Here is a 19242-nt window from a genome sequence, read left to right as displayed (position 1 = left end):
CGGCACGCATCGCCCAAGGGTATCCGCCCGCCGGGGGTCCGGTCAGCCGCCCAGGGCGCACTGGAGCGCGCGGGCCAGCTCGGCGGCGTCCGCGCGGGGCAGCGGTGCACCGTCGGGAGCGGTGACGTAGAAGGCGTCCACGGCGTCGGCGCCCCGGGTGCTGACGTGCGCGCTGCGGACGGTCACGCCCGCTTCCTCCAGGGCCCGTCCGATGCGGTGGAGCAGGCCGGAGGCGTCCCGGGCGCGCACCTCGACGACGGTGGCCCGCCGCGAGCCGTCCGGCGCGACGGTGACGCGCGGGGGCGGGGCCTGGGCGCCGCGCCCCCGGTTCCGGTAGGCCCGCTCGCGCTCGGCCAGCTTGGCGGGGACGTCCAGCGTGCCGGCCAGGGCCCGTTTGAGGTCGGCCCGCAGCCGGTCGGCCGCGGGCAGCGAGCCGTACTCGGCCGCGACGCGCCAGGTCAGCAGCAGCACGGGCCCGCCGCCCGCCGGGTGGGCACCGCGCAGCTCCGCCGAGCGGACGGTGAGGCGGTGCAGGGCGAGCACCCCGGCGACGGCGGACAGCGCGCGGGGGTGCTCCGGCAGCGCGACGAGCAGTTCGACGCCGAGGGGCGCGCCCGCCGCACCGGCCCCGTCGGCCGTGCCGTGCACGCCGTGCGCGCCGTCCGCCCCGCGGCGTCCGCCGGTGGCGTTCGCGGACGCCGCGGCGGCCTGCCCGGCGGCGCGCGGGCCCTCCTCCGGCCGCGCGTGCAGCGCCAAGACCGGTCCGTCGGCGCGGGAGGCCGCCGCGGCCAGGCGCTGCGCCCGCGCCCCGGGCCGGGCCGCCGGCGCGGGGAGCGGCTCGCCGGCGAGGACGGCGGCGACGCGCCCGGCGAGGTCGGTGACCAGCCGGTCCCGCCACGGGGACCAGGCGGCGGGGCCGGTGGCCAGCGCGTCCGCCTCGGTCACCGCGTGCAGCAGCTCCAGCGTGCCGACGTCACCGACGGCCGCGGCGACGGCGGTGACCGTGGCCGGGTCGTCCAGGTCGCGGCGCGTGGCGGTGTGGACCAGGAGCAGGTGGTGGCGCACGAGCGCGGCCAGCACGGCGGTGTCGGCCGGACCGAAGCCCATGCGGGCGGCCGTGTCGCGGGCGATGGTCTCCCCCACGACGCAGTGGTCGCCGGGCCAGCCCTTGCCGATGTCGTGCAGCAGCGCGCCGACCAGCAGCAGGTCCGGCCGCCGCACCCGGCGGGTGAGCGCCGCGGCCCGCACCGCGGTCTCGACCAGGTGGCGGTCCACGGTCCAGCGGTGCACGGGGTTGCGCTGCGGGCGGCAGCGGACCCGCTCCCAGTCCGGCAGCAGCGCGGCCACCAGCCCCTCGGCCTCCAGCGCCTCCCACACCCCCACCGCGGCCGGACCGGCGCCGAGCAGGGTGACCAGCAGTTCGCGGGCCTCGGCCGGCCAGGGCACCGGGAGCGGCGCGGCCTCCCGGGCGAGCCGCCGCGCGGTGGCGGGCGCGAGCGGCAACCCGGCCCGCGCGGCGGCCGCGGCGGCGCGCAGCACCAGGCACGGGTCGCGTTCGGGACGGGCGGTGCGGGCGAGCACCGCCTCGCCGTCCTGTTCCACCACGCCCTCGGCCAGCGGCGTGCGCTCGGGCGCGCCGCGCCGGGCGACCCGGCCGCCGGTCAGGGCGCGCGGCCCGCGCCCGGCGGTGCGGGAGCGCAGCACGCGGTCCACCTCGCGCCAGGTGACGTCCTGGGCGTAGGTGATCGTGCGGGCCGCCTCGTAGACCCGGCGCAGCAGGGCGTCGGCGCCGTGCACGCCGAGCGCGCGCGCCACCTGGTCCTGGTCCTGGAGCGCGAGCCGGTCGGTGGCACGGCCGGTGGTCAGGTGCAGGGCGTCGCGGGCGTCCAGCAGGGTGGCGCGGGCGGCGGCCAGGCCCGCGCGGGGCGCGTCGGCCAGCCAGGACGCGGCCACCGCGCGCAGGGCGGTCACGTCGCGCAGGCCGCCGCGGGCCTCCTTGACGTCGGGTTCGAGGAGGTACCGCGCCTCGCCGTGGCGCTCGGCGCGCGCGCGGCCCAGTGCCCGCAGCTCCGGCAGGCGGCGCGGGGCCTGCGCGCGCCACTGGGCGAGCAGTTCGGTGCGCAGGACGGCGGTGAGCCCGGCGTCCCCGGCGACGTGCCGGGCGTCCAGCAGTCCGAGCTGGGCCTTGAGGTCGTCGGCGGCGGTCCGCCGCGCCTCGGCCACGGTGCGCACGGCGTGGTCGAGGTCGAGGCCCTGGTCCCACACCGGGTACCACAGGCCGTCGGCCAGGGCCGCCAGCTCCGCCGCCGCGCGGGCGCCGTCGTGCAGGAGCAGCACGTCCAGGTCGCTGCGGGGCGAGAGCTCGCCGCGTCCGTACCCGCCCACGGCGACGAGGGCGACGCCGGTGGGGGCGCGCCCGCCGCCCGCCCGGGCGAGCAGACCCGCGAGCCAGGTGTCGGTGAGCGTGGCCAGGGCGGCGCGGCGGTGCCCGCCGGACGCGGTGCCGCGCAGCAGGCGCAGGCGGGCCGCGGCGTACCCCGCGGCGGGCTGGGGCTGGGTCTCCGCCGTCATGTGCGCTCCCGTCGTCTGCTGCGTGGGTGGCCGCGGTGTGGGCGGCACGCGGGGCCGGGGCGCCGGGGCGGTCGGCCGTGTGCGCCGCCCCGGCGGGCCCGGCCGGCTAGAGGGCGTCCGGGCCGCGCTCCCCGGTGCGGACGCGGACGGCCGTGTCCACGGGGACGGTCCACACCTTGCCGTCGCCGATCTTCCCGGTGCGGGACGCCTTGACGACGACCTCCACGAGCTGTTCGGCGTCGTCGTCGTCCACCAGGACCTCGATACGGATTTTCGGCACCAGGTCGACGGTGTACTCCGCGCCCCGGTAGACCTCGGTGTGGCCGCGCTGCCGCCCGTAGCCACTGGCCTCGGTGACGGTGAGGCCGTGCACGCCGAACGCGTGCAGGGCGTCCTTGACCTCGTCCAGCCGGTGCGGCTTGACGACCGCGGTGATCAGCTTCATGCGTCGACCTTCCTGCCTTCCGATGCGGTGGGGGTGGTCCGGGCGGCCGCCGGGGTGGGCGTCCCGCCGGCCGACGAGGTGCCGGCCTGGCTGAAGTCGTAGGCCGTCTCCGCGTGGAAGGCCCGGTCGACGCCGGTGACCTCGTCGTCCGCACTGGCCCGCAGGCCCATCGTGACGTCGACGAGCTTGGCCAGCAGCCAGGTCACCACGAAGGTGAACGCCATCACCGCGAAGGCGCCCAGGGCCTGCTTGCCGAACTGGGTGAGACCGCCGCCCTCGGTCGCCAGGAAGCCGACCATCAGGGTGCCGACGAGGCCGCCGACGAGGTGCACGCCGACGACGTCGAGGGAGTCGTCGTAGCCGAGCCGGAACTTCCAGTTCACGGCCCAGGAGCAGGCCGCGCCGGCGACCAGGCCGATCGCGATGGCGCCGAAGGCGTTGACGGAGGCGCCGGCCGGGGTGATGGCGACGAGTCCGGCGATGGCGCCGGAGGCCGCGCCGAGCGTGGTGAACGCGCCGTGCCTGAGCCGCTCGTACAGCAGCCAGCCCAGGACGGCCGCGCCGGTGGCGACCTGGGTGTTGAGCGCCATGTTCGCCGCCGTGCCGTCGGCGGCCAGCGCCGACCCGGCGTTGAAGCCGAACCAGCCGAACCACAGCAGCCCCGCGCCCAGCAGGACCAGCGGCAGGTTGTGCGGGCGCATCGGCTCCTTCGGGAAGCCGATCCGCCTGCCGACCACCAGGACGGCGGCCAGCGCGCCGACGCCCGCGTTGATGTGGACGGCGGTGCCGCCGGCGAAGTCGATGACGCCCATCTCGAACAGCCAGCCGCCCTCGGCCCACACCCAGTGCGCCACGGGGAAGTAGACGACGCTGACCCACAGGGCGAGGAACACCGCCCACGCGCTGAACCTCACCCGGTCGGCGAGCGCCCCGCTCATCAGGGCCGGGGCGAGGACGGCGAACATCATCTGGAACAGGACGAAGGCGAACACCGGGATGCCCTCGTCACCACCGGTCAGGGTGTCGGCCCCGAGGCCGCCGAGGCCGACGTGCTCCAGGCCGCCGATGAGCCCGGCGGTGTCGCCGCCGAACGCCAGCGAGTAGCCGAACAGGACGTACAGGACGCTGACGATGCCCAGTGCGATGAAGCTCATCATCAGCATGTTGAGGGCGCTCTTCACGCGGACCATGCCACCGTAGAAGAACGCCAGCCCAGGGGTCATCAGCATGACCAGCGCTGCGCTGATCAGGACGAAAGCGGTATCCGCGCCGTTCAATGTGGACGTCTCCTCGAGTCACGACCCGTGCGGCGGATCTGGGGGCTTGGGAAGGCCCCAGACTGCTCAAGCCCCGTTTCCGGTGGCGCCGCGCGCCGTTTCGGCGCCGTGACGGGTGGGCCGGGCGTGTTACGCGCGGATGAACGCCGCTCCGGGCGGCCCGGACCGCGGGCGCCGCTCGCCGGGGACGGCGGCGTCCGCACCGGCGCCCCGTTCGTCGGTGGACCGCCGCCGCGTGATCGGCCGTCGCCCACCGCGGCCCCCCGCCCCGGCGGGCCCACCGGACGGGCGGCCCGCCCCGGCGGCCGACGCCGCGGTGGACCCACGCCCGTCGGCCGCACACCGCGGCGGGATCAAGCCCGCCCACCACACGCCGCGGTGGACTCGCACCCGCCCACCACACACCGCGGGGCGGGTCCACACCTCCACCCGCCCCGCCGCGTCCCGGCGACCGCGCACCGGGCCGTGGCCACACACCACGCCGTGGCCTCACACCGCCGTGGCCTCCGCGGCGGGCAGCTCGCCCGGCAGCCGCTCGGCCAGGGCGACGACCCGGGCCACGTCCCCGTACTCGCGGCGGGCGTTGGCCACCGTCTTGCGGATGCGGGTGTTGACCCGCTCCGAGCGCAGCCGCTGGGCCACCGCGATCGCCTCCTCGGCCCGGACCGCGCACTGCTCGGGCTCCTTCTGGAGCAGGTGGACGGTGGCCAGCCCCACCAGGTTCAGCGCGTAGCTGCGGTGGTGGCCCTGCTCCCCCGCGCACTCCTGGGCGAACAGCCGCACCGCCTTCTCCATCGGCTCCTGGGCGAGACTGGCGTAGGTGTGGCTGCGCCCGGCGACGTAGGCCAGGTCCCGGTAGGAGTGGGCGTTCTCGGCGTTCAGCTCGGCCTCGGAGAAGAAGGTGATCCAGTGCGGGTCCCCGTCGTGCGCCGGGTCGGTCTCGGCGTAGGTCTCGTCGGCCAGCTTCACCGCGCGGTGGCACTGCTTGGGCTGGCCCAGGTTGGCGTACGCGCGGGCCTCCATCGCGTAGAGCATCGCCTGGGTGCGGGGCGTCGCGCCGTCCCGGCTGCCGTACTGGGCGAGGTGGAGCAGTTCCAGCGCGTCGTCGGGGCGGCCGAGGTGGATCATCTGACGGGCCATGTTGGACAGCACGTACGAGCCGAACGGGCGGTCCCCGGCCTCCTTGGCCGCGTGCAGGGCGAGGACGAAGTACTTCTGCGCGGTGGGCTGGATGCCGACGTCGTAGCTCATCCACCCGGCCAGCTCCGCGAGCTGGGCGGTGACGGAGAACAGGCGGCGGCGCATCTCGGCGTCGCGCGCCTCCTGGAGCAGATCGGTGACCTCGTGGAGCTGCCCGACGACGGCCTTGCGCCGCAGGCCGCCCCCGCACTGGGCGTCCCACTCGCGGAACATGCGCGTGGTGTCCTCCAGCATCGCCAGCTCCGGCGAGGAGAGGGCCAGGGGACGCGACGCGCCGCCCTGGGCGGGCCCACCGGGCTCGGCGGGTACCCCCGGGGCGGGCACCAGCCAGCGCTGCATGGGCTCGATGAGCGCGGGGCCGGCCGACATCGCCAGCGAGGTGCCGAGGTAGCCGCGGCGGCCGAGCATCAGGTCGCTGCGGGAGAACTCGCTGATCAGCTCGGCGGTCTGCGGCCCGGCCCACGGCAGGTCGATGCCGGAGGCGCCCGCGCTCTGCCGGGGCTGGCGCAGCCCCAGCTCCTCGACGGCCACGACGCAGCCGAACCGCTGGGAGAACAGCTCCGAGAGGATGCGGGGAATCGGTTCGCGCGGCTGCTCCCCGTCCAGCCAGCGCCGCACCCGGGAGGTGTCGGTGCTCACGTGGTGTGCGCCCATCTCGCGGGCCCGGCGGTTGACCTGCCGGGCCAGCTCGCCCTTCGACCAGCCGCTGCGGGCGAACCACGAGCCCAGCCGTTCGTTCGGCCGCTTGTCAGTGGTTCCGGTCGTTGCGCCACTGCTTGCGTTGCCGCCCACGAGTTGGCCCCCTATGTCCTGACACGGCCGCGAGCCATGCCCCCGTCATACTCACAGCCGTGTGGTCTGCACGGTCACTGCGTGCACCGAAAGTAATCCGGCGATCACCGTCGCGGCGAGGACCTTCGCACAATCGCCACCATTCGCCACCCCCGCGCCAGAACCTATCGGCGCCCTCGTTCGCTATCACTTGGCATACGGACATCACCACCCGGTCGGGTGACGCGTGGCGGGGGCGCGCGAACAGGTGACCGCGCTGCGTATCCGGGCCTGCGAGCGGCGTAACCATCGGCCCGGCGGACCCGTTGGAGGGGGTATGGGCTTCACGATCGGCGGCATGCGGGAGTTCCGGGAACTGCGGCTGACCGCGCGCCGCGGTCGGCGGCACGGCAGGAGCGCCGCGGGTACGGCCGTGGCCGAGTACACCGGTCTGTGGGGCTGGGCGGTCGTCCCGGGCACGCGCGCGCTGGGCGGGCCCGGCGGCGCCGAGTGCTCCTGCGGCTCGCCGGTGTGCCCCGCGCCCGGCGCGCATCCGCTGGACGCCACGCTGGAGGTTCCGGCGGGCGCGACGCTGCGGGAGGCGAGCGAGGCGTGGAGCCGGGTTCCCGGCGCGGCGCTGCTGCTGCCCACGGGGCGCACGTTCGACGTCTTGGAGGTGGCCGAGGAGGCCGGCCGCCGGGCGCTGGTGCGGCTGGAGCGGATGGGGCTGCCCGTCGGCCCGGTCGCCGTCGCGCCGCACGGACGCGCGTGGTTCCTGGTCGCGCCGGGCGCGGCGGCGGAGCTGCCGCGCCTGCTGTACCGGCTGGGCTGGGACGACTCCGGGCTGGACCTGCGCTGTCTGGGCCAGGGCGAGCACATCACCGCGCCGCCCTCCGACTTCGGCGGGCTGGGGGCGGTGCGGTGGCTGCGGCCGCCGACGCTGGACGCGGCGGGCGCGCGACCGCCGCAGGCCCGACTGCTCCTGGGCACCCTGGCCGCGCTGGCCCGCCCCCGCGTGTGACGACGCGGGGCGGACCCCGCGCGCCCCGCCCCGCGTGGGCCGTCCGCGGGCAGGCGCGCCCCGGGCCCCGGCAGGCCCCCGCCCGGGAGCCGCCCTAGTCGCCGAGGAGGGCGTCGACGAAGGCCTCGGGCTCGAACGGGGCCAGGTCGTCCGGGCCCTCGCCCAGACCGATGAGCTTCACGGGGACGCCCAGCTCGCGCTGGACGGAGACGACGATGCCGCCCTTGGCCGTGCCGTCGAGCTTGGTCAGCACGATGCCGGTGATGTCGACGACCTCGGCGAAGACGCGGGCCTGCACGAGCCCGTTCTGCCCCGTGGTGGCGTCGAGCACGAGCAGCACCTCGTCCACCGGGCCCTGCTTCTCGACGACGCGCTTGACCTTGCCCAGCTCGTCCATGAGCCCGGTCTTGGTGTGCAGCCGCCCCGCGGTGTCGACGAGCACCACGTCGGCGCCCTCGGCGGTGCCCTCCTTGACGGCGTCGAAGGCGACGGAGGCGGGGTCGCCGGCCTCCGGGCCGCGCACGGTGCGCGCACCGACCCGCTCGCCCCAGGTCTGCAGTTGGTCGGCGGCGGCGGCGCGGAAGGTGTCGGCGGCGCCGAGGACCACGGACTTCCCGTCGGCGACGAGGACCCGGGCGAGCTTGCCGGTGGTGGTCGTCTTCCCGGTGCCGTTGACGCCGACGACGAGCACGACGCCGGGCCGGTCCGCCGCGCCGGAGGTCTCGGTGTGCACGGTGCGGTCCAGGTCGGGCCCGACGAGCGTCAGCAGCTCCTCGCGCAGCAGGGTGCGCAGCTCCTCGGGGCTGCGGGTGCCCAGGACGCGCACGCGCTCCCGGAGCCGTTCGACCAGCTCCTGGGTCGAGGCGACGCCGACGTCGGCGGTGAGCAGCGTGTCCTCGATCTCCTCCCAGGTGTCTTCGTCCAGGTGGTCCCGGGAGAGCAGGGACAGCAGGCCCTTGCCGAGGGTGGTCTGGGAGCGGGAGAGCCGGGCCCGGAGCCGCACGAGGCGGCCGGCGGAGGGCTCGGGCGTCTCCAGCTCCACGGCGGGCGGCGCCGGTTCCTCGATGACCGGCGGGGCCTCGGTGACCCCGGGCAGCCCCACCTCGTCGATGGTGCGCCCGGGCGCCTCGGGCGTGCCCTCGGCCTCCTCGCCCACGTGGGGCTCGGTCGGCGGAGCGGTGATCGTCGGCGCGCCGGACTCCGGGGGCGGCACCTCCTTCTTGCGGCGCCCGCTGACCACGAGCCCGCTGATGGCGCCGAGGACGACCACGGCGATGACGACGAGGAGGATGACGATTTCCATGGGTTTCCTAGGGTCGGAGTCGCGGGCCTGACCAGTATCGGCCATCGGCCCGGCACAGCGCCGCCCCGGCTCGGGGCGAGCCGGGGCGGCGGTGCGGAGAGGGGCGGCGGGGTCGGGTTAGCCCATCTCCTCCAACGCCTTGCCCTTCGTCTCCGGCACCCACTTGAGGATGAACGGGATGGAGAGCACGGCGAAGACGGTGTAGATCACGTAGGAACCGGACAGGTTCCAGCCGGACAGCGACGGGAAGCTGGCGGTGATCAGCCAGTTGGTGACCCACTGCGCGCCCGCCGCCACACCGAGCGCGGCGGCTCGCATGCGGTTGGGGAACATCTCGCCGAGCAGCACCCAGACGACGACGCCCCACGAGAGCGCGAAGAAGAGCACGAACGAGTGGGCGGCGAGGAGGGCGACGGTGCCCTGCGCGTCGGGCAGGGTGACGTCCTCGCCCACGCCCGTCTTGAACGAGAACGCCCAGGCCAGCACGGCCAGGGAGACCGACATGCCGACCGAGCCGATGAGCGCGAGCGGCTTGCGGCCGAGGCGGTCCACCAGGACCATCGCGATCACGGTGCCCACGATGTTGATGATCGAGGTGGTGAAGGAGTAGAAGAACGAGCCGGTCGGGTCGATGCCGACGGACTGCCACAGCGAGGAGCTGTAGTAGAAGATCACGTTGATGCCGACGAGCTGCTGGAACACCGACAGGCCGATGCCGACCCAGACGATGGGCAGCAGCCCGAACCGGCCGCCGGTGAGGTCCTTCAGGCTCGGCTTGCGCTCGCGGCGCATCTGGGCGGCGATGCGGGAGACCTCGGCGGCCACGTCGGTGCGGGCGGGCTCGACCTGGGTGAGCACGGCCTGGGCGTCCTCGGTGCGCCCCTGGGCCACCAGGTAGCGCGGGGACTCGGGGATGCGCAGGGCGAGCAGGCCGTAGACGAGGGCGGGCAGCACCTCCACGCCCAGCATGACCTGCCACGCCTCCAGGCCGAGCAGGTCGCCGCGCTGGTCGCCGTCGGCCAGGGTGAGCAGGCCGAAGTTCACCAGTTGCGAGGTCGCGATGCCCAGCACGATCGCGGCCTGCTGGAAGGAGGCCAGCCGTCCCCGGTACGCGGCCGGGGCCACCTCGGCGATGTAGGCGGGGGCGATGACGGACGCCATGCCGATGGCGAAGCCGCCCAGCACACGCCAGGCGGCCAGGTCCCACAGGCTGAACGGCAGCATGGAGCCGATCGCGCTCAGGGCGAAGGACAGGGCGGCGAGCTGCATGACGCGCAGCCGCCCGAGCCGGTCGGCCAGCCGCCCTGCGACCATGGCGCCCAGTGCGGCGCCGAGCAGCGCGATGGCGATGACCGCGCCCAGGGTGGCGTCGCCCACGGCGAACCTGCCCCGGACGCCCTCGACGGCGCCGTTGATGACGGCGCTGTCGTAGCCGAAGAGGAAGCCGCCCATGGCGGCGGACGCGGCGATGAAGATGACGAAGGTGAGCTTCGGGGGCCGTCCGGTGGCTCCCGGTGTCTCCTGCTCGGTGCGGGTCACGGTGGTCTCCTGCGGGGCCCGGCGACGGTGCCGGGGTGGGGGTAGCCGCCCTCCCCGGCGGCGCCTACCTGACCGCGCGCCACCGGCTGAACGAAAGAGCGACCTCGCACGAGACTATGCATTCACATGTCGAAGTCAATACCCTGTGATGAACGGGTCTCTCCCTACCGCCTCCGCCCAAGGATTCAGATAGTTAAGTATGGCGGCGGGCCGTGCGGGCGCTCGTCCCCGCGGGCGGCCGCCAAGGGGCCCCGCGGGAGCCGCCGGTGGGCCCCGGGCGGCCGTCGGCGGGCCTCACGCCAGGCGCTGGCTGATCACCTTCGAGACGCCGTCCCCCTGCATGGAGACGCCGTAGAGCGCGTCGGCGACCTCCATCGTGCGCTTCTGGTGCGTGATGACGATGAGCTGCGAGCTCTCCTGGAGCTCCTTCATGATCCGGATCAGCCGCTGGAGGTTGGTGTCGTCCAGCGCGGCCTCCACCTCGTCCATCACGTAGAACGGGCTGGGCCGCGCCTTGAAGATCGACACGAGCAGGGCGACGGCGGTCAGCGACCGCTCGCCCCCCGACAGCAGCGACAGGCGCTTGACCTTCTTGCCGGGCGGCCGGGCCTCGACGTCGACGCCGGTGGTGAGCATGTCCTCCGGGTCGGTGAGCACCAGGCGGCCGTCGCCGCCGGGGAAGAGCCGCGCGAAGACGCCCTCGAACTGGCGGGCGGTGTCGTGGAACGCCTCGGTGAACACCTGCCGCACCCGCTCGTCGACGTCGCGGACCACCTGGAGCAGATCCGCGCGCGTCTTCTTCAGGTCGTCGAGCTGCTCGCTGAGGAACTGGTGGCGCTCCTCCAGCGCGGCGAACTCCTCCAGCGCCAGCGGGTTGACCTTGCCCAGCTTCTGGTAGGCCCGCTCCGCGGCCCGGAGCCGCTTCTCCTGCTCGGCGCGGTCGAAGGGCACCGGGCGGTTGCGCGGGTGCTCCGGGTCCTGTGGCAGCTCCTCGCCCTCGGCGGGCGGGGACGGCGGCACCGGCTGGTCGGGCCCGTACTCGGCCACCAGCACGCCCGGCTCGACGCCCAGCTCCTCCAGGGCCCGGTGCTGGAGCTGTTCGACGCGCAGGCGCTTCTCGGCGCCGAGCACCTCGCCGCGGTGCACCGAGTCGGTGAGCTTGTCCAGCTCCGCGGACAGCTCCCGGCCCCGGGCGCGGGCGGCCGTCAGCGCGCTGTCGCGCTCGGCCCGGGCCCGCTCGGCCTCCGCGCGCTCCTCCTCGGCGCGGCCGAGGGAGACCTCCACGTGCGCCAGCACCTGCCGGGCGCCGTCGGCCACCGCGGCGGCGACCTCGGCCTCGTGCCGCAGCCGGGCCCGCCGCCGCTCGGCGCGGGCCCGGGCCTCCCGCTCCGCGCGGGCGGCCCGGTCCAGGCCGTCGGCCCGCCCGGCGAGCGCCTTCACCCGCTCCTCGTGGGTGCGCACCTGGAGCCGGGCCTCCATCTCCGTCTGCCGGGCGTTGGCGCCGTCGGCGGCGAGCCGGTCGCGCACGGCGGTGTCGGGCTCCTCCAGTCCGTCGGCCGCCTCCTGCGCCACCTCCAGCCGCTCGGACAGCTCGGCGGCGTGCGCGGTGGCCCGCACGAGCGACTCCTCGGCCCGCGCCACGGCGCTCTCGCAGCGCTCCGCCTCCTCGGCCGCCCCCCTGGCCTGGCCGGACAGACGCCCGAGCCGGGCGGCGACGGCCGACTTCTCCCGGTCGGCCGTGCTGCGCCGCCGGCCCAGCTCCTCCACCGCGGCCGCGCACTCCCCCCGCCGCGCCGCCGCCCGCTCCCGGGCCCGGCCGAGTTCGGCGCAGCGCGCGTCCAGACGCTCCAGCGCGGCGCCCGCCTCGTCCACCGCGGCCTGCGTCTCCAGCAGGCTCGGCGCGCCGGCCGAACCGCCGTGCGCGACGTGCGCGCCGAGCAGGTCGCCCTCGGCCGTCACGGCGGTCAGCTCCGGCCGCCGGCGCACCAGGTCCTCGGCGTCCGCCAGGGTGTCGACGACGACGACGCGGTGCAGCAGCCGCCGCACGGCGGGCAGCAGCTCCTGCGGGCCGCGCACCAGCGCCGCGGCGGCCGGCTCGGGGGCGGTCGGCTCCGCGGCGGCCCCGGCGGGGTCCGGCGCGCCCCCCACGAGCAGGACGGCGCGTCCGCCGTCCTGCTTGCGCAGCAGCCGCAGCGCCTCGGCCGCGGCGCCGGGCCCGGCGACGGCGACCGCGTCGGCCGCGGCGCCCAGCGCGGCGGCGACGGGCACCTCGTAACCGGGGTGGACGCTCAGGAGTTCGGCGGCCGGCCCGAGCAGGCCGGTGAGCCGGTCGCGGGCCGCCAGGAGCGCGCCGGTGCCGTCCTTGCGGCGCAGACCGAGGGCGAGCGCGTCCCGGCGGGCGGCGGTGGCCGCCCGCTCCCGCTCGGCGTCGGAGAGCGCGTCCCGGGCGGCGTTCAGCGCGCTCTCGGCGTCCGCGAGTTCGGCGCGGGCCGCCTCGTGCCGGGCGGCGAGCTCGGCGTCGCCCTCGTCCATGCCGCCCACCTCGGCGCGCAGGGCCTCGTACTCCTCCTGCGCGGCGGCGGCCCGCGCGGTGGCGTCGTCCCGGGCGGCGCTCAGCCGGTCGATCTCGGCCTGCGCGGAGGCGGCCTTGCTCCGGGCCGCGCTCGCCTGCCCGCCCAGCCGCGCCAGCTCCTCGCGGCGCTGGGCGATCTCGCGGGCGGCGTCCTTGAGGGCGCGTTCCTCGTCGGCCAGCCGGCGCTCCAGCTCGGCCCGGTGGTCCGCGGTGTCCTCCAGGGCGCGGCTCGCGGCCTCCAGCGCGGCTTCGAGCTCGGCCTCCTGCTCCCGGACGCGGTCGGCCTCGCGCTCCAGCTCCTCCGGGTCGCGGCCCCGGCGCTCCTCGGGCGGCGCGGCGCGGGCGCTGGTGACCCGGGCGTCGGCCAGGCTGATCGTGCCGCGCACCCGCTCGGCCAGCTGGGACAGCTCGTACCAGGTCTGCTGGGCCCGCGTCAGCCGCGGCGTCAGGCGCCGCACCTGCTCTTCGAGGGCGTGCTCGTGGCGCTGTGCCTCGGCCAGCGCCGCCTCGGCGGCGTCCTTGCGCTCCTTGAGCGCCGCCTCGTCGGCGATCTCGGCCCGCAGCGCGCTCTCCAACGCCACCAGGTCGTCGGCGAGCAGCCGCAGCCGGGCGTCGCGCAGGTCGGCCTGGATGACGGCGGCCCGGCGCGCCGCGGCGGCCTGCCGGCCCAGCGGTTTGAGCTGGCGGCGTAGCTCGTCGGTGAGGTCCTGCACACGGGCGAGGTTGGCCTGCATCGCGTCCAGCTTCCGCAGCGCCTTCTCCTTGCGCTTGCGGTGCTTGAGCACCCCGGCGGCCTCCTCGATGAAGGCCCGGCGGCCGGTGGGGTCGGCGTGCAGGACGCCGTCGAGCTGGCCCTGCCCGACGATGACGTGCATCTCGCGGCCGATGCCGGAGTCCGACAGCAGCTCCTGGATGTCCAGCAGCCGGCAGGTGTCCCCGTTGATCTGGTACTCGCTGCCGCCGTTGCGGAACATGATCCGCGTGATGGTGACCTCGGCGTACTCGATGGGCAGCGCGCCGTCGGCGTTGTCGATGGTGAGCGAGACCTCGGCGCGGCCGAGGGCGGGGCGCCCGTGGGGGCCCGCCGTGCCGGCGAAGATGACGTCCTCCATCTTCCCGCCGCGCAGCGACTTCGCCCCCTGCTCCCCCATCACCCACGACAGCGCGTCCACGACGTTGGACTTGCCGGAGCCGTTCGGGCCGACCACGCACGTGATGCCGGGCTCGAAGCGCAGCGTGGTGGCGGATGCGAAGGACTTGAACCCTCGCAGGGTGAGGCTCTTGAGGTGCACGGCGGGTGACTTTACCGGGGCGGCGCGGTTTCACGACGGAAGGCGCAGGGCACATCACTCGGTATACGAGAGCGCGCTCGGTGAGCGGGCGCCGCGCTCGGTGACACGCAGCGGGACGAGCGGCGGCCTCCGGCCGGAAGGGCGTCAGGGGAGGGCGGTACGGCGGCTCCGAGGGGGCCACATGACGAAGGGACGCCGAAGCGTCCCTCGCAGTTCTGCACTCGGTGAGCTACGCGCGCTCACCCGCCCGGTGTCCGGGTCAGGTGAGAGCCGGCTCGCCGTGGGAGACGTCGATGCTCTCGAGCAACGAGTCGCCGTGATGACGGGCGGCGGTCAGCGCGTCGTTCTCGGCCTGCATCCGGATGAGCTCGGACTCCAGGTCCTGAACGCGCTGCTGAAGCCGTCGCATCTCGGCGAGGACTCGGGGGTCGGAGCCGCCGACGTAACCGAGAAGCGCCTTTGCCATGATGGATGGTCCTCCACACTGAGTGACCGACCGCAGCGGTGGTGGGTCGTGAGTGATGTGTTCTGGACACCCGCGAACGCCTGCTCTGCGTACGGTTTCGCACGGCCGAACTGCCAAGGTGCGCGGGGCTTCAAGCGTCTCACCAAAAGTGACGACGGTCAACACGATCACACGCAGTGTGGGCGGACGGCCCGGCTCGGACGGCGGTGTGTGCGCCGGAGCGGGGCCCCGCGGGTGCGCGGACCACAGTGGATCACTCGCAGCGCAGCCTTGCATGTCAGCCGCCGTTTGGCAACCAGTTGCCGCGATACCGCCGACCCGTCCCGTGGTCAGCGGATCTCGAAGTCGGGGTAGCCGCCGCGCGGGGTGTCCCAGATTTCCGTGACCCCTGTCACCTCGCCCGGCGTGTCGTCGCCGCGCAGCCAGTCCAGCAGCGCGGCGCACCGCTCGCGCGGCCCCTCGGCGAGCACCTGCACGCGGCCGTCCCCCAGGTTGGTGGCGAAGCCGGTCAGGCCGCCGATGCGCAGCGCGTTCGCCCGGGTGTACCAGCGGAAGCCCACGCCCTGCACCCGGCCGCGCACCCACGCCGTCATCCGCGCATCGTCCCGCCCCGCGCTCCCCGCCTCCGCCGCCGCGCCCGCCGCCGTTCCCCCGGCCGGGCCCGTGGCCGTCCCGGCCGGGGGCGCCGCCGCGTCCCCCGCCGTGCCCGTCGTCGGGCTCGCCGCCGCGTCCCCGGCCTCCCGTGGGCCGCCCGGCGCGTCGTTTCCCGCTGTGCTCATGTGACGCACGCTATCCGGGGATTTCCCGCCGCCGCACTTCCGCTCCGCACGCCATGGCGTAGATTCCCCCCGAACAAGCCTCACTCGAACGGGTGAGGCACGATGTCGTCGACCACGTGAGGACAGCGAGAGATGGGCCGCCACCGACGCGCACACCGCGCTCCCGTCGTGCACGACCCCGCGCTGCACTCCGCCACCGAGGACTCCCGGGCCTCCCACCGCGGGCGCCGCCGCGTGCCGGTGCGGACGGGACTGCTGGGCATATCGGCGGCCGCGGCCGTCGGCACGGTGGCCGTCACCAGCGGGCTCGTCCCCGGCCCCGGCTCACTCGGCGGCACGGACGACCCCGCCTCGACGGTGCGGGCCGACGCCACGCCCAGCTTCCCCGCCCCGAGCACCCGGTCCGACGCCGCGCAGGACCGCGAGGAGCGCGCGGCCAGCCGCGACGAACAGCGCGCCGAACCCGGGGCGACGCCCTCCCCGTCGAGGAAACCCACCGGCGAGGACGCCGCACGGGCCTCCGCGGACCCGGCCGACCGGGGCGGCGCGCCGGAGGAGGACGCGGCCTCCGGCACCGGCGGCGGGAACGGCGGCGAGCGGCCGGAGAGCTCCGCGCCCCCCGCGAGCACCCCGCCGGCGGCCCCGACGCCCGTCCGACCCGCCCCCGAGCCGACCCCCGACAATCCCGCTCCCACCCCTCCGGGGGACGACGGCGCGCACTCGGCGACCGAGGCCCGCGTCCTCACCCTGGTCAACCAGGAGCGGGCCCGGGCCGGGTGCCAACCGCTCCGCGCGGACGCCGCCCTGGCCGGGCTCGCCGGCGACCACAGCCGGGACATGGCCGAGCGCGGCTACTTCTCCCACACCGACCCGGAGGGCCGCAGCCCCTTCGACCGGGCCGCGGAGGCGGGCGTGCGGCACATGGGCGGCGAGAACATCGCCCGCGGGCAGGCCACCCCGGAGGCCGTCATGGAGGCGTGGATGAACAGCCCCGGTCACCGGGCGAACATCGTGAACTGCGACTTCACTACCCTGGGCGTCGGTGTGCACAACGGCGACGGCGGCCCCTGGTGGACCCAGGCCTTCGGCTACTGATCCGACCGCCGCTCACACCCCGCGCCGCTGACGGGGCCCGGCCGACGGGCCCACGAGGTGAACCGCGCCCCACTCGGCGCACCGCCCGGTGGGCGGCCGGTCAGCGGGGGCGGGGCGGGCGCTGGCAGCGCGGGCAGAAGTAACTGGAGCGGTTCATCCAGGCGCGGCGGCGCAGCGGGGTGCCGCAGCGCCGGCAGGGCTCCTCCTCGCGTCCGTAGGCGTCCAGCGAGCGGTCGAAGTAACCGGATTCGCCGTTCACGTTGACGTAGAGGCTGTCGAAGCTCGTCCCGCCGACCGCCAGCGCCGCCGTCATCACCGCGCGCACGTGCTCCAGCAGCTCGCGGGTGCGCGGCCGGGTGAGGGTGGCGGTCGGCCGGTCGTAGTGCAACCGGGCGCGCCACAGCGCCTCGTCCGCGTAGATGTTGCCGACACCGCTGATGAGCGACTGGTCCAGCAGGGCGCGCTTGAGCGTGGTGCGCCGGGCGCGCAGCGCGGTGTGGAAGGCGTCGTCGTCGAACGCCGGGTCCAGCGGGTCGCGGGCGATGTGCGCGATGACGTCGGGCAGGCCCTCGGCGGTGACCGGGTGGACCGACAGCCCGCCGAACGTGCGCTGGTCGACGAAGCGCAGCTCACCCTCGCCCGCGTCGGCGAACGCGACGCGCACCCGCAGATGCCGCTCGTCCGGCGCGCCGACGGGCTGGACCAGGAGCTGGCCGCTCATCCCCAGGTGCGCGAGCACCGCGGACCCGGAGGGCTCGCCGTCCTCGGCGGCCAGGGGCAGCCACAGGTACTTCCCGCGCCGCTGCACGGGGCCGACGCGGTGCCCGGCGAGCCGGGCGGCGAAGTCGGCCGCCCCGGCCGCGTGCCGGCGCACCGCCCGCGGGTGCAACACGGTGACCAGCTCGACCGTCCGCCCGCTGACCCACCGGTCCAGCCCGCGCCGGACGACCTCGACCTCAGGCAACTCGGGCACGCCCCGCCCCTCCCGTTTCCCGCTCGCTTCCGGCGCGCCGCGCACCCCGGTGGACGGCGGACCGCCCACCGAGCGGGCGGGCGGGGCAGGGCGCGCCGCCCTGCCCCGCCCGCCCGCACCGGGTGCTACACGCTGCGGTCCGCGCTCTCGCGCACCGGGGCGGCCTCGGCCTCGCCCGCCGCCTCGGTTCCGGCGGTGGGAGGGGCGGAGTCGCCCCCCGCGTCCGCCGCCGCGCGGATCTCGCGCCAGGCCGTCTCGGCGGCCTGCTGTTCGGCTTCCTTCTTGCTGCGGCCGGTGCCGGTGCCGTACGCGACACCACCGACGCGGGCAGCAGCCGTGAAGGTCTTCTCGTGGTCCGGGCCGGTCTCGGTCACCACGTACTCGGGCACGCCCAACCCCTCGGCGGCGGTCAGTTCCTGGAGGCTGGTCTTCCAGTCCAGGCCCGCGCCCAGCCCCGCCGACTTCTCGATCAGCGGGTCGAAGAGCCGGTGCACCAGCTTCTCCGCCGCCGTCAGTCCCTGGTCGAGGTAGACGGCGCCGATGACCGCCTCCAGGGTGTCGGCCAGGATCGACGCCTTGTTCCGGCCGCCGGTGCCCTCCTCGCCCCGCCCGAGGCGGACGAACGAGCCCAGTTCCAGACCGCGTGCGACCTCGGCCAGCGCCCGGGAGTTGACGACCGCCGCCCGCAACTTGGCGAGCTGGCCCTCGGGCAGCTCCGGGTGCGAGCGGTAGAGCGTGTCCGTCACCACGAGGCCCAGGACCGAGTCGCCGAGGAACTCCAAACGCTCGTTCGTCGGCAGCCCGCCGTTCTCGTACGCGAAGCTGCGGTGCGTCAGCGCACGCGTCAGAAGGGCGGACTCAAGCTGGTACCCGAGCCGCCCTTCCAGAAGCGTGTGGGACGAGGCCGCATCCACCAGACCCGCCGTTGCCCCCGTGGGCTTGCTGGCGTCTGACATGGAGCCTGTCACCCGCCGATCAGACCTCGAGGACCTGACGCTTGTTGTAGGTGCCGCAGCTCGGGCACGCGATGTGCTGCTGCTTCGGCTCCTGGCAGCGCTCGCACTTGACCAGGGTGGGGACCGCAGCCTTCCACTGCGACCGGCGGTGGCGCGTGTTGCTGCGCGACATCTTCCGCTTGGGAACGGCCACGGCTACTTCTCCTGCTTCTCGTCGGCACCGGGTGCGGTGCCGTCCACGTTGTCCTTCTCGCCGTGGCGGATGTCCTCGGCGAGTCCCTCCAGGGCCGCCCACCGGATGTCGACGGCCTCGTCGTGCTGGTGGTCGGGATCGTCCGCGAGCCGGGCGCCGCACCGGGGGCAGAGCCCCGGGCAGTCCTCCTGGCACACGGGCTGCATGGGCAGTGAGAGCACCACCGCGTCCCGCAGCACCGGTTCGAGGTCGAACAGGTCGCCCTCGAGGTTGAGCGTGTCGTCCTCGTCCTCGGCGTCGTCACCGGTGTCCGTGAAACGGCTCCGGTCGTCGGCGTCGGGGTAGGAGAACAGCTCCTGGAAGTCCGCCTCGCATTCCTGCTCCAGCGGCTCCAGACACCTTACGCACTCCCCCGTCAGCGGCGCACGCGCGCTCCCCGTGACGAGCACGCCCTCCATGACCGCCTCCAGGCGGAGGTCCAGGTCCACCTGGGCTCCCTCCGGCACGCCGATGACCTCGGTGCCGAGGTCCTTCGGAGCGTCCACGGTGCGGGAGAGCCGCTTCATGGCACCCGGACGCCGACCCAGCTCGCGTGTGTCGAACACGAGCGGGGCGCGGGGGTCGAGGGGGGCGTTCAGGGCTTCCTGCTTTCGTCTCGAACGGCTGCGGTGGTTCCGGGCAGCCGGAAAGGCGGGCGTCGGTGCGACCGAAACGTCAGCTTACTTCACCGGGCCCGCTTCGCCCAATTCGGCGAAGCCGCAGGTGGCCGACGCCGCCCGGGCCCGCTCC

General features: G+C 75.5%; 14 protein-coding genes and 1 pseudogene. 2 read left to right on the top strand and 13 right to left on the bottom strand.

Going from position 1 to position 19242, the window contains the following annotated elements:
* Positions 1 to 42: 42 nt before the first annotated feature.
* From OSB71_RS01215 to nsdA, 4 genes are all read right to left on the bottom strand, one after another.
* Positions 43 to 2571: a [protein-PII] uridylyltransferase gene (locus tag OSB71_RS01215; protein WP_265943156.1), complete on the bottom strand. Its 2529-nt coding sequence runs from the start codon at positions 2569 to 2571 to the stop codon at positions 43 to 45.
* 106 nt (positions 2572 to 2677) lie between these two features.
* Positions 2678 to 3016: a P-II family nitrogen regulator gene (locus tag OSB71_RS01210; RefSeq protein WP_265943154.1), complete on the bottom strand. Its 339-nt coding sequence runs from the start codon at positions 3014 to 3016 to the stop codon at positions 2678 to 2680.
* On the bottom strand, positions 3013 to 4293 hold the full coding sequence (locus OSB71_RS01205; protein WP_265943152.1) for an ammonium transporter: 1281 nt from the start codon (positions 4291 to 4293) through the stop codon (positions 3013 to 3015). Before OSB71_RS01205 ends, OSB71_RS01210 begins: the two co-directional genes overlap by 4 nt.
* A gap of 489 nt (positions 4294 to 4782) precedes the next feature.
* On the bottom strand, positions 4783 to 6285 hold the full coding sequence (gene nsdA, locus OSB71_RS01200; RefSeq protein ID WP_265943150.1) for a transcriptional repressor NsdA: 1503 nt from the start codon (positions 6283 to 6285) through the stop codon (positions 4783 to 4785).
* Between the two features lie 316 nt (positions 6286 to 6601).
* Between nsdA and OSB71_RS01195 the strand changes: the two genes are divergently transcribed.
* A complete protein-coding gene (locus OSB71_RS01195; RefSeq protein WP_265943148.1) occupies positions 6602 to 7285 on the top strand; it encodes a bifunctional DNA primase/polymerase in 684 nt (227 codons plus the stop codon).
* 94 nt (positions 7286 to 7379) lie between these two features.
* Here the strand turns inward: OSB71_RS01195 and ftsY are convergent, their stop codons facing one another.
* The 5 genes and pseudogenes from ftsY to OSB71_RS01170 all read right to left on the bottom strand — a co-directional run.
* The gene (gene ftsY / locus OSB71_RS01190) at positions 7380 to 8588 is read right to left on the bottom strand and encodes a signal recognition particle-docking protein FtsY (RefSeq protein WP_265943146.1); all 1209 of its coding nucleotides are present in this window, start codon (positions 8586 to 8588) and stop codon (positions 7380 to 7382) included.
* A gap of 117 nt (positions 8589 to 8705) precedes the next feature.
* Complete coding sequence (locus OSB71_RS01185; RefSeq protein WP_265943144.1) at positions 8706 to 10127, bottom strand: sugar porter family MFS transporter; 1422 nt, start codon at positions 10125 to 10127, stop codon at positions 8706 to 8708.
* A 294-nt stretch (positions 10128 to 10421) separates the two neighbouring features.
* Entirely contained in the window at positions 10422 to 13991 is a 3570-nt protein-coding gene (smc, locus tag OSB71_RS01180; protein ID WP_265943142.1) for a chromosome segregation protein SMC, read from the bottom strand.
* 259 nt (positions 13992 to 14250) lie between these two features.
* Positions 14251 to 14457: a hypothetical protein gene (locus tag OSB71_RS01175; RefSeq protein WP_265943140.1), complete on the bottom strand. Its 207-nt coding sequence runs from the start codon at positions 14455 to 14457 to the stop codon at positions 14251 to 14253.
* A gap of 329 nt (positions 14458 to 14786) precedes the next feature.
* A pseudogene (locus OSB71_RS01170) lies at positions 14787 to 15062 on the bottom strand (acylphosphatase); the annotation flags it as partial.
* A 306-nt stretch (positions 15063 to 15368) separates the two neighbouring features.
* Between OSB71_RS01170 and OSB71_RS01165 the strand changes: the two are divergent.
* Positions 15369 to 16331 (top strand): CAP domain-containing protein, encoded by a 963-nt coding sequence (locus tag OSB71_RS01165; protein ID WP_265943138.1) that lies wholly within the window; start codon positions 15369 to 15371, stop codon positions 16329 to 16331.
* A gap of 100 nt (positions 16332 to 16431) precedes the next feature.
* Here OSB71_RS01165 and mutM read toward each other — a convergent pair whose 3' ends face one another.
* The 4 genes from mutM to OSB71_RS01145 all read right to left on the bottom strand — a co-directional run bounded on the left by mutM (position 16432) and on the right by OSB71_RS01145 (position 19058).
* On the bottom strand, positions 16432 to 17304 hold the full coding sequence (mutM, locus tag OSB71_RS01160; protein WP_265943136.1) for a bifunctional DNA-formamidopyrimidine glycosylase/DNA-(apurinic or apyrimidinic site) lyase: 873 nt from the start codon (positions 17302 to 17304) through the stop codon (positions 16432 to 16434).
* Between the two features lie 125 nt (positions 17305 to 17429).
* Positions 17430 to 18260, bottom strand: coding sequence for a ribonuclease III (gene rnc / locus OSB71_RS01155; protein WP_265943134.1), 831 nt, complete (start codon positions 18258 to 18260; stop codon positions 17430 to 17432).
* A gap of 19 nt (positions 18261 to 18279) precedes the next feature.
* Positions 18280 to 18453: a 50S ribosomal protein L32 gene (gene rpmF, locus OSB71_RS01150; RefSeq protein ID WP_023527756.1), complete on the bottom strand. Its 174-nt coding sequence runs from the start codon at positions 18451 to 18453 to the stop codon at positions 18280 to 18282.
* Positions 18454 to 18455: 2 nt separating this feature from the next.
* The gene (locus OSB71_RS01145; protein ID WP_265943128.1) at positions 18456 to 19058 is read right to left on the bottom strand and encodes a YceD family protein; all 603 of its coding nucleotides are present in this window, start codon (positions 19056 to 19058) and stop codon (positions 18456 to 18458) included.
* Positions 19059 to 19242 lie beyond the last annotated feature (184 nt).

The sequence above is a fragment of the Streptomyces marinisediminis genome, assembly GCF_026262575.1.
Classification (GTDB): Bacteria; Actinomycetota; Actinomycetes; order Streptomycetales; family Streptomycetaceae; genus Streptomyces; species Streptomyces marinisediminis.
Note: the sequence above shows the minus strand (reverse complement) of the source record. Positions and strands in the feature narration are given on the sequence as shown.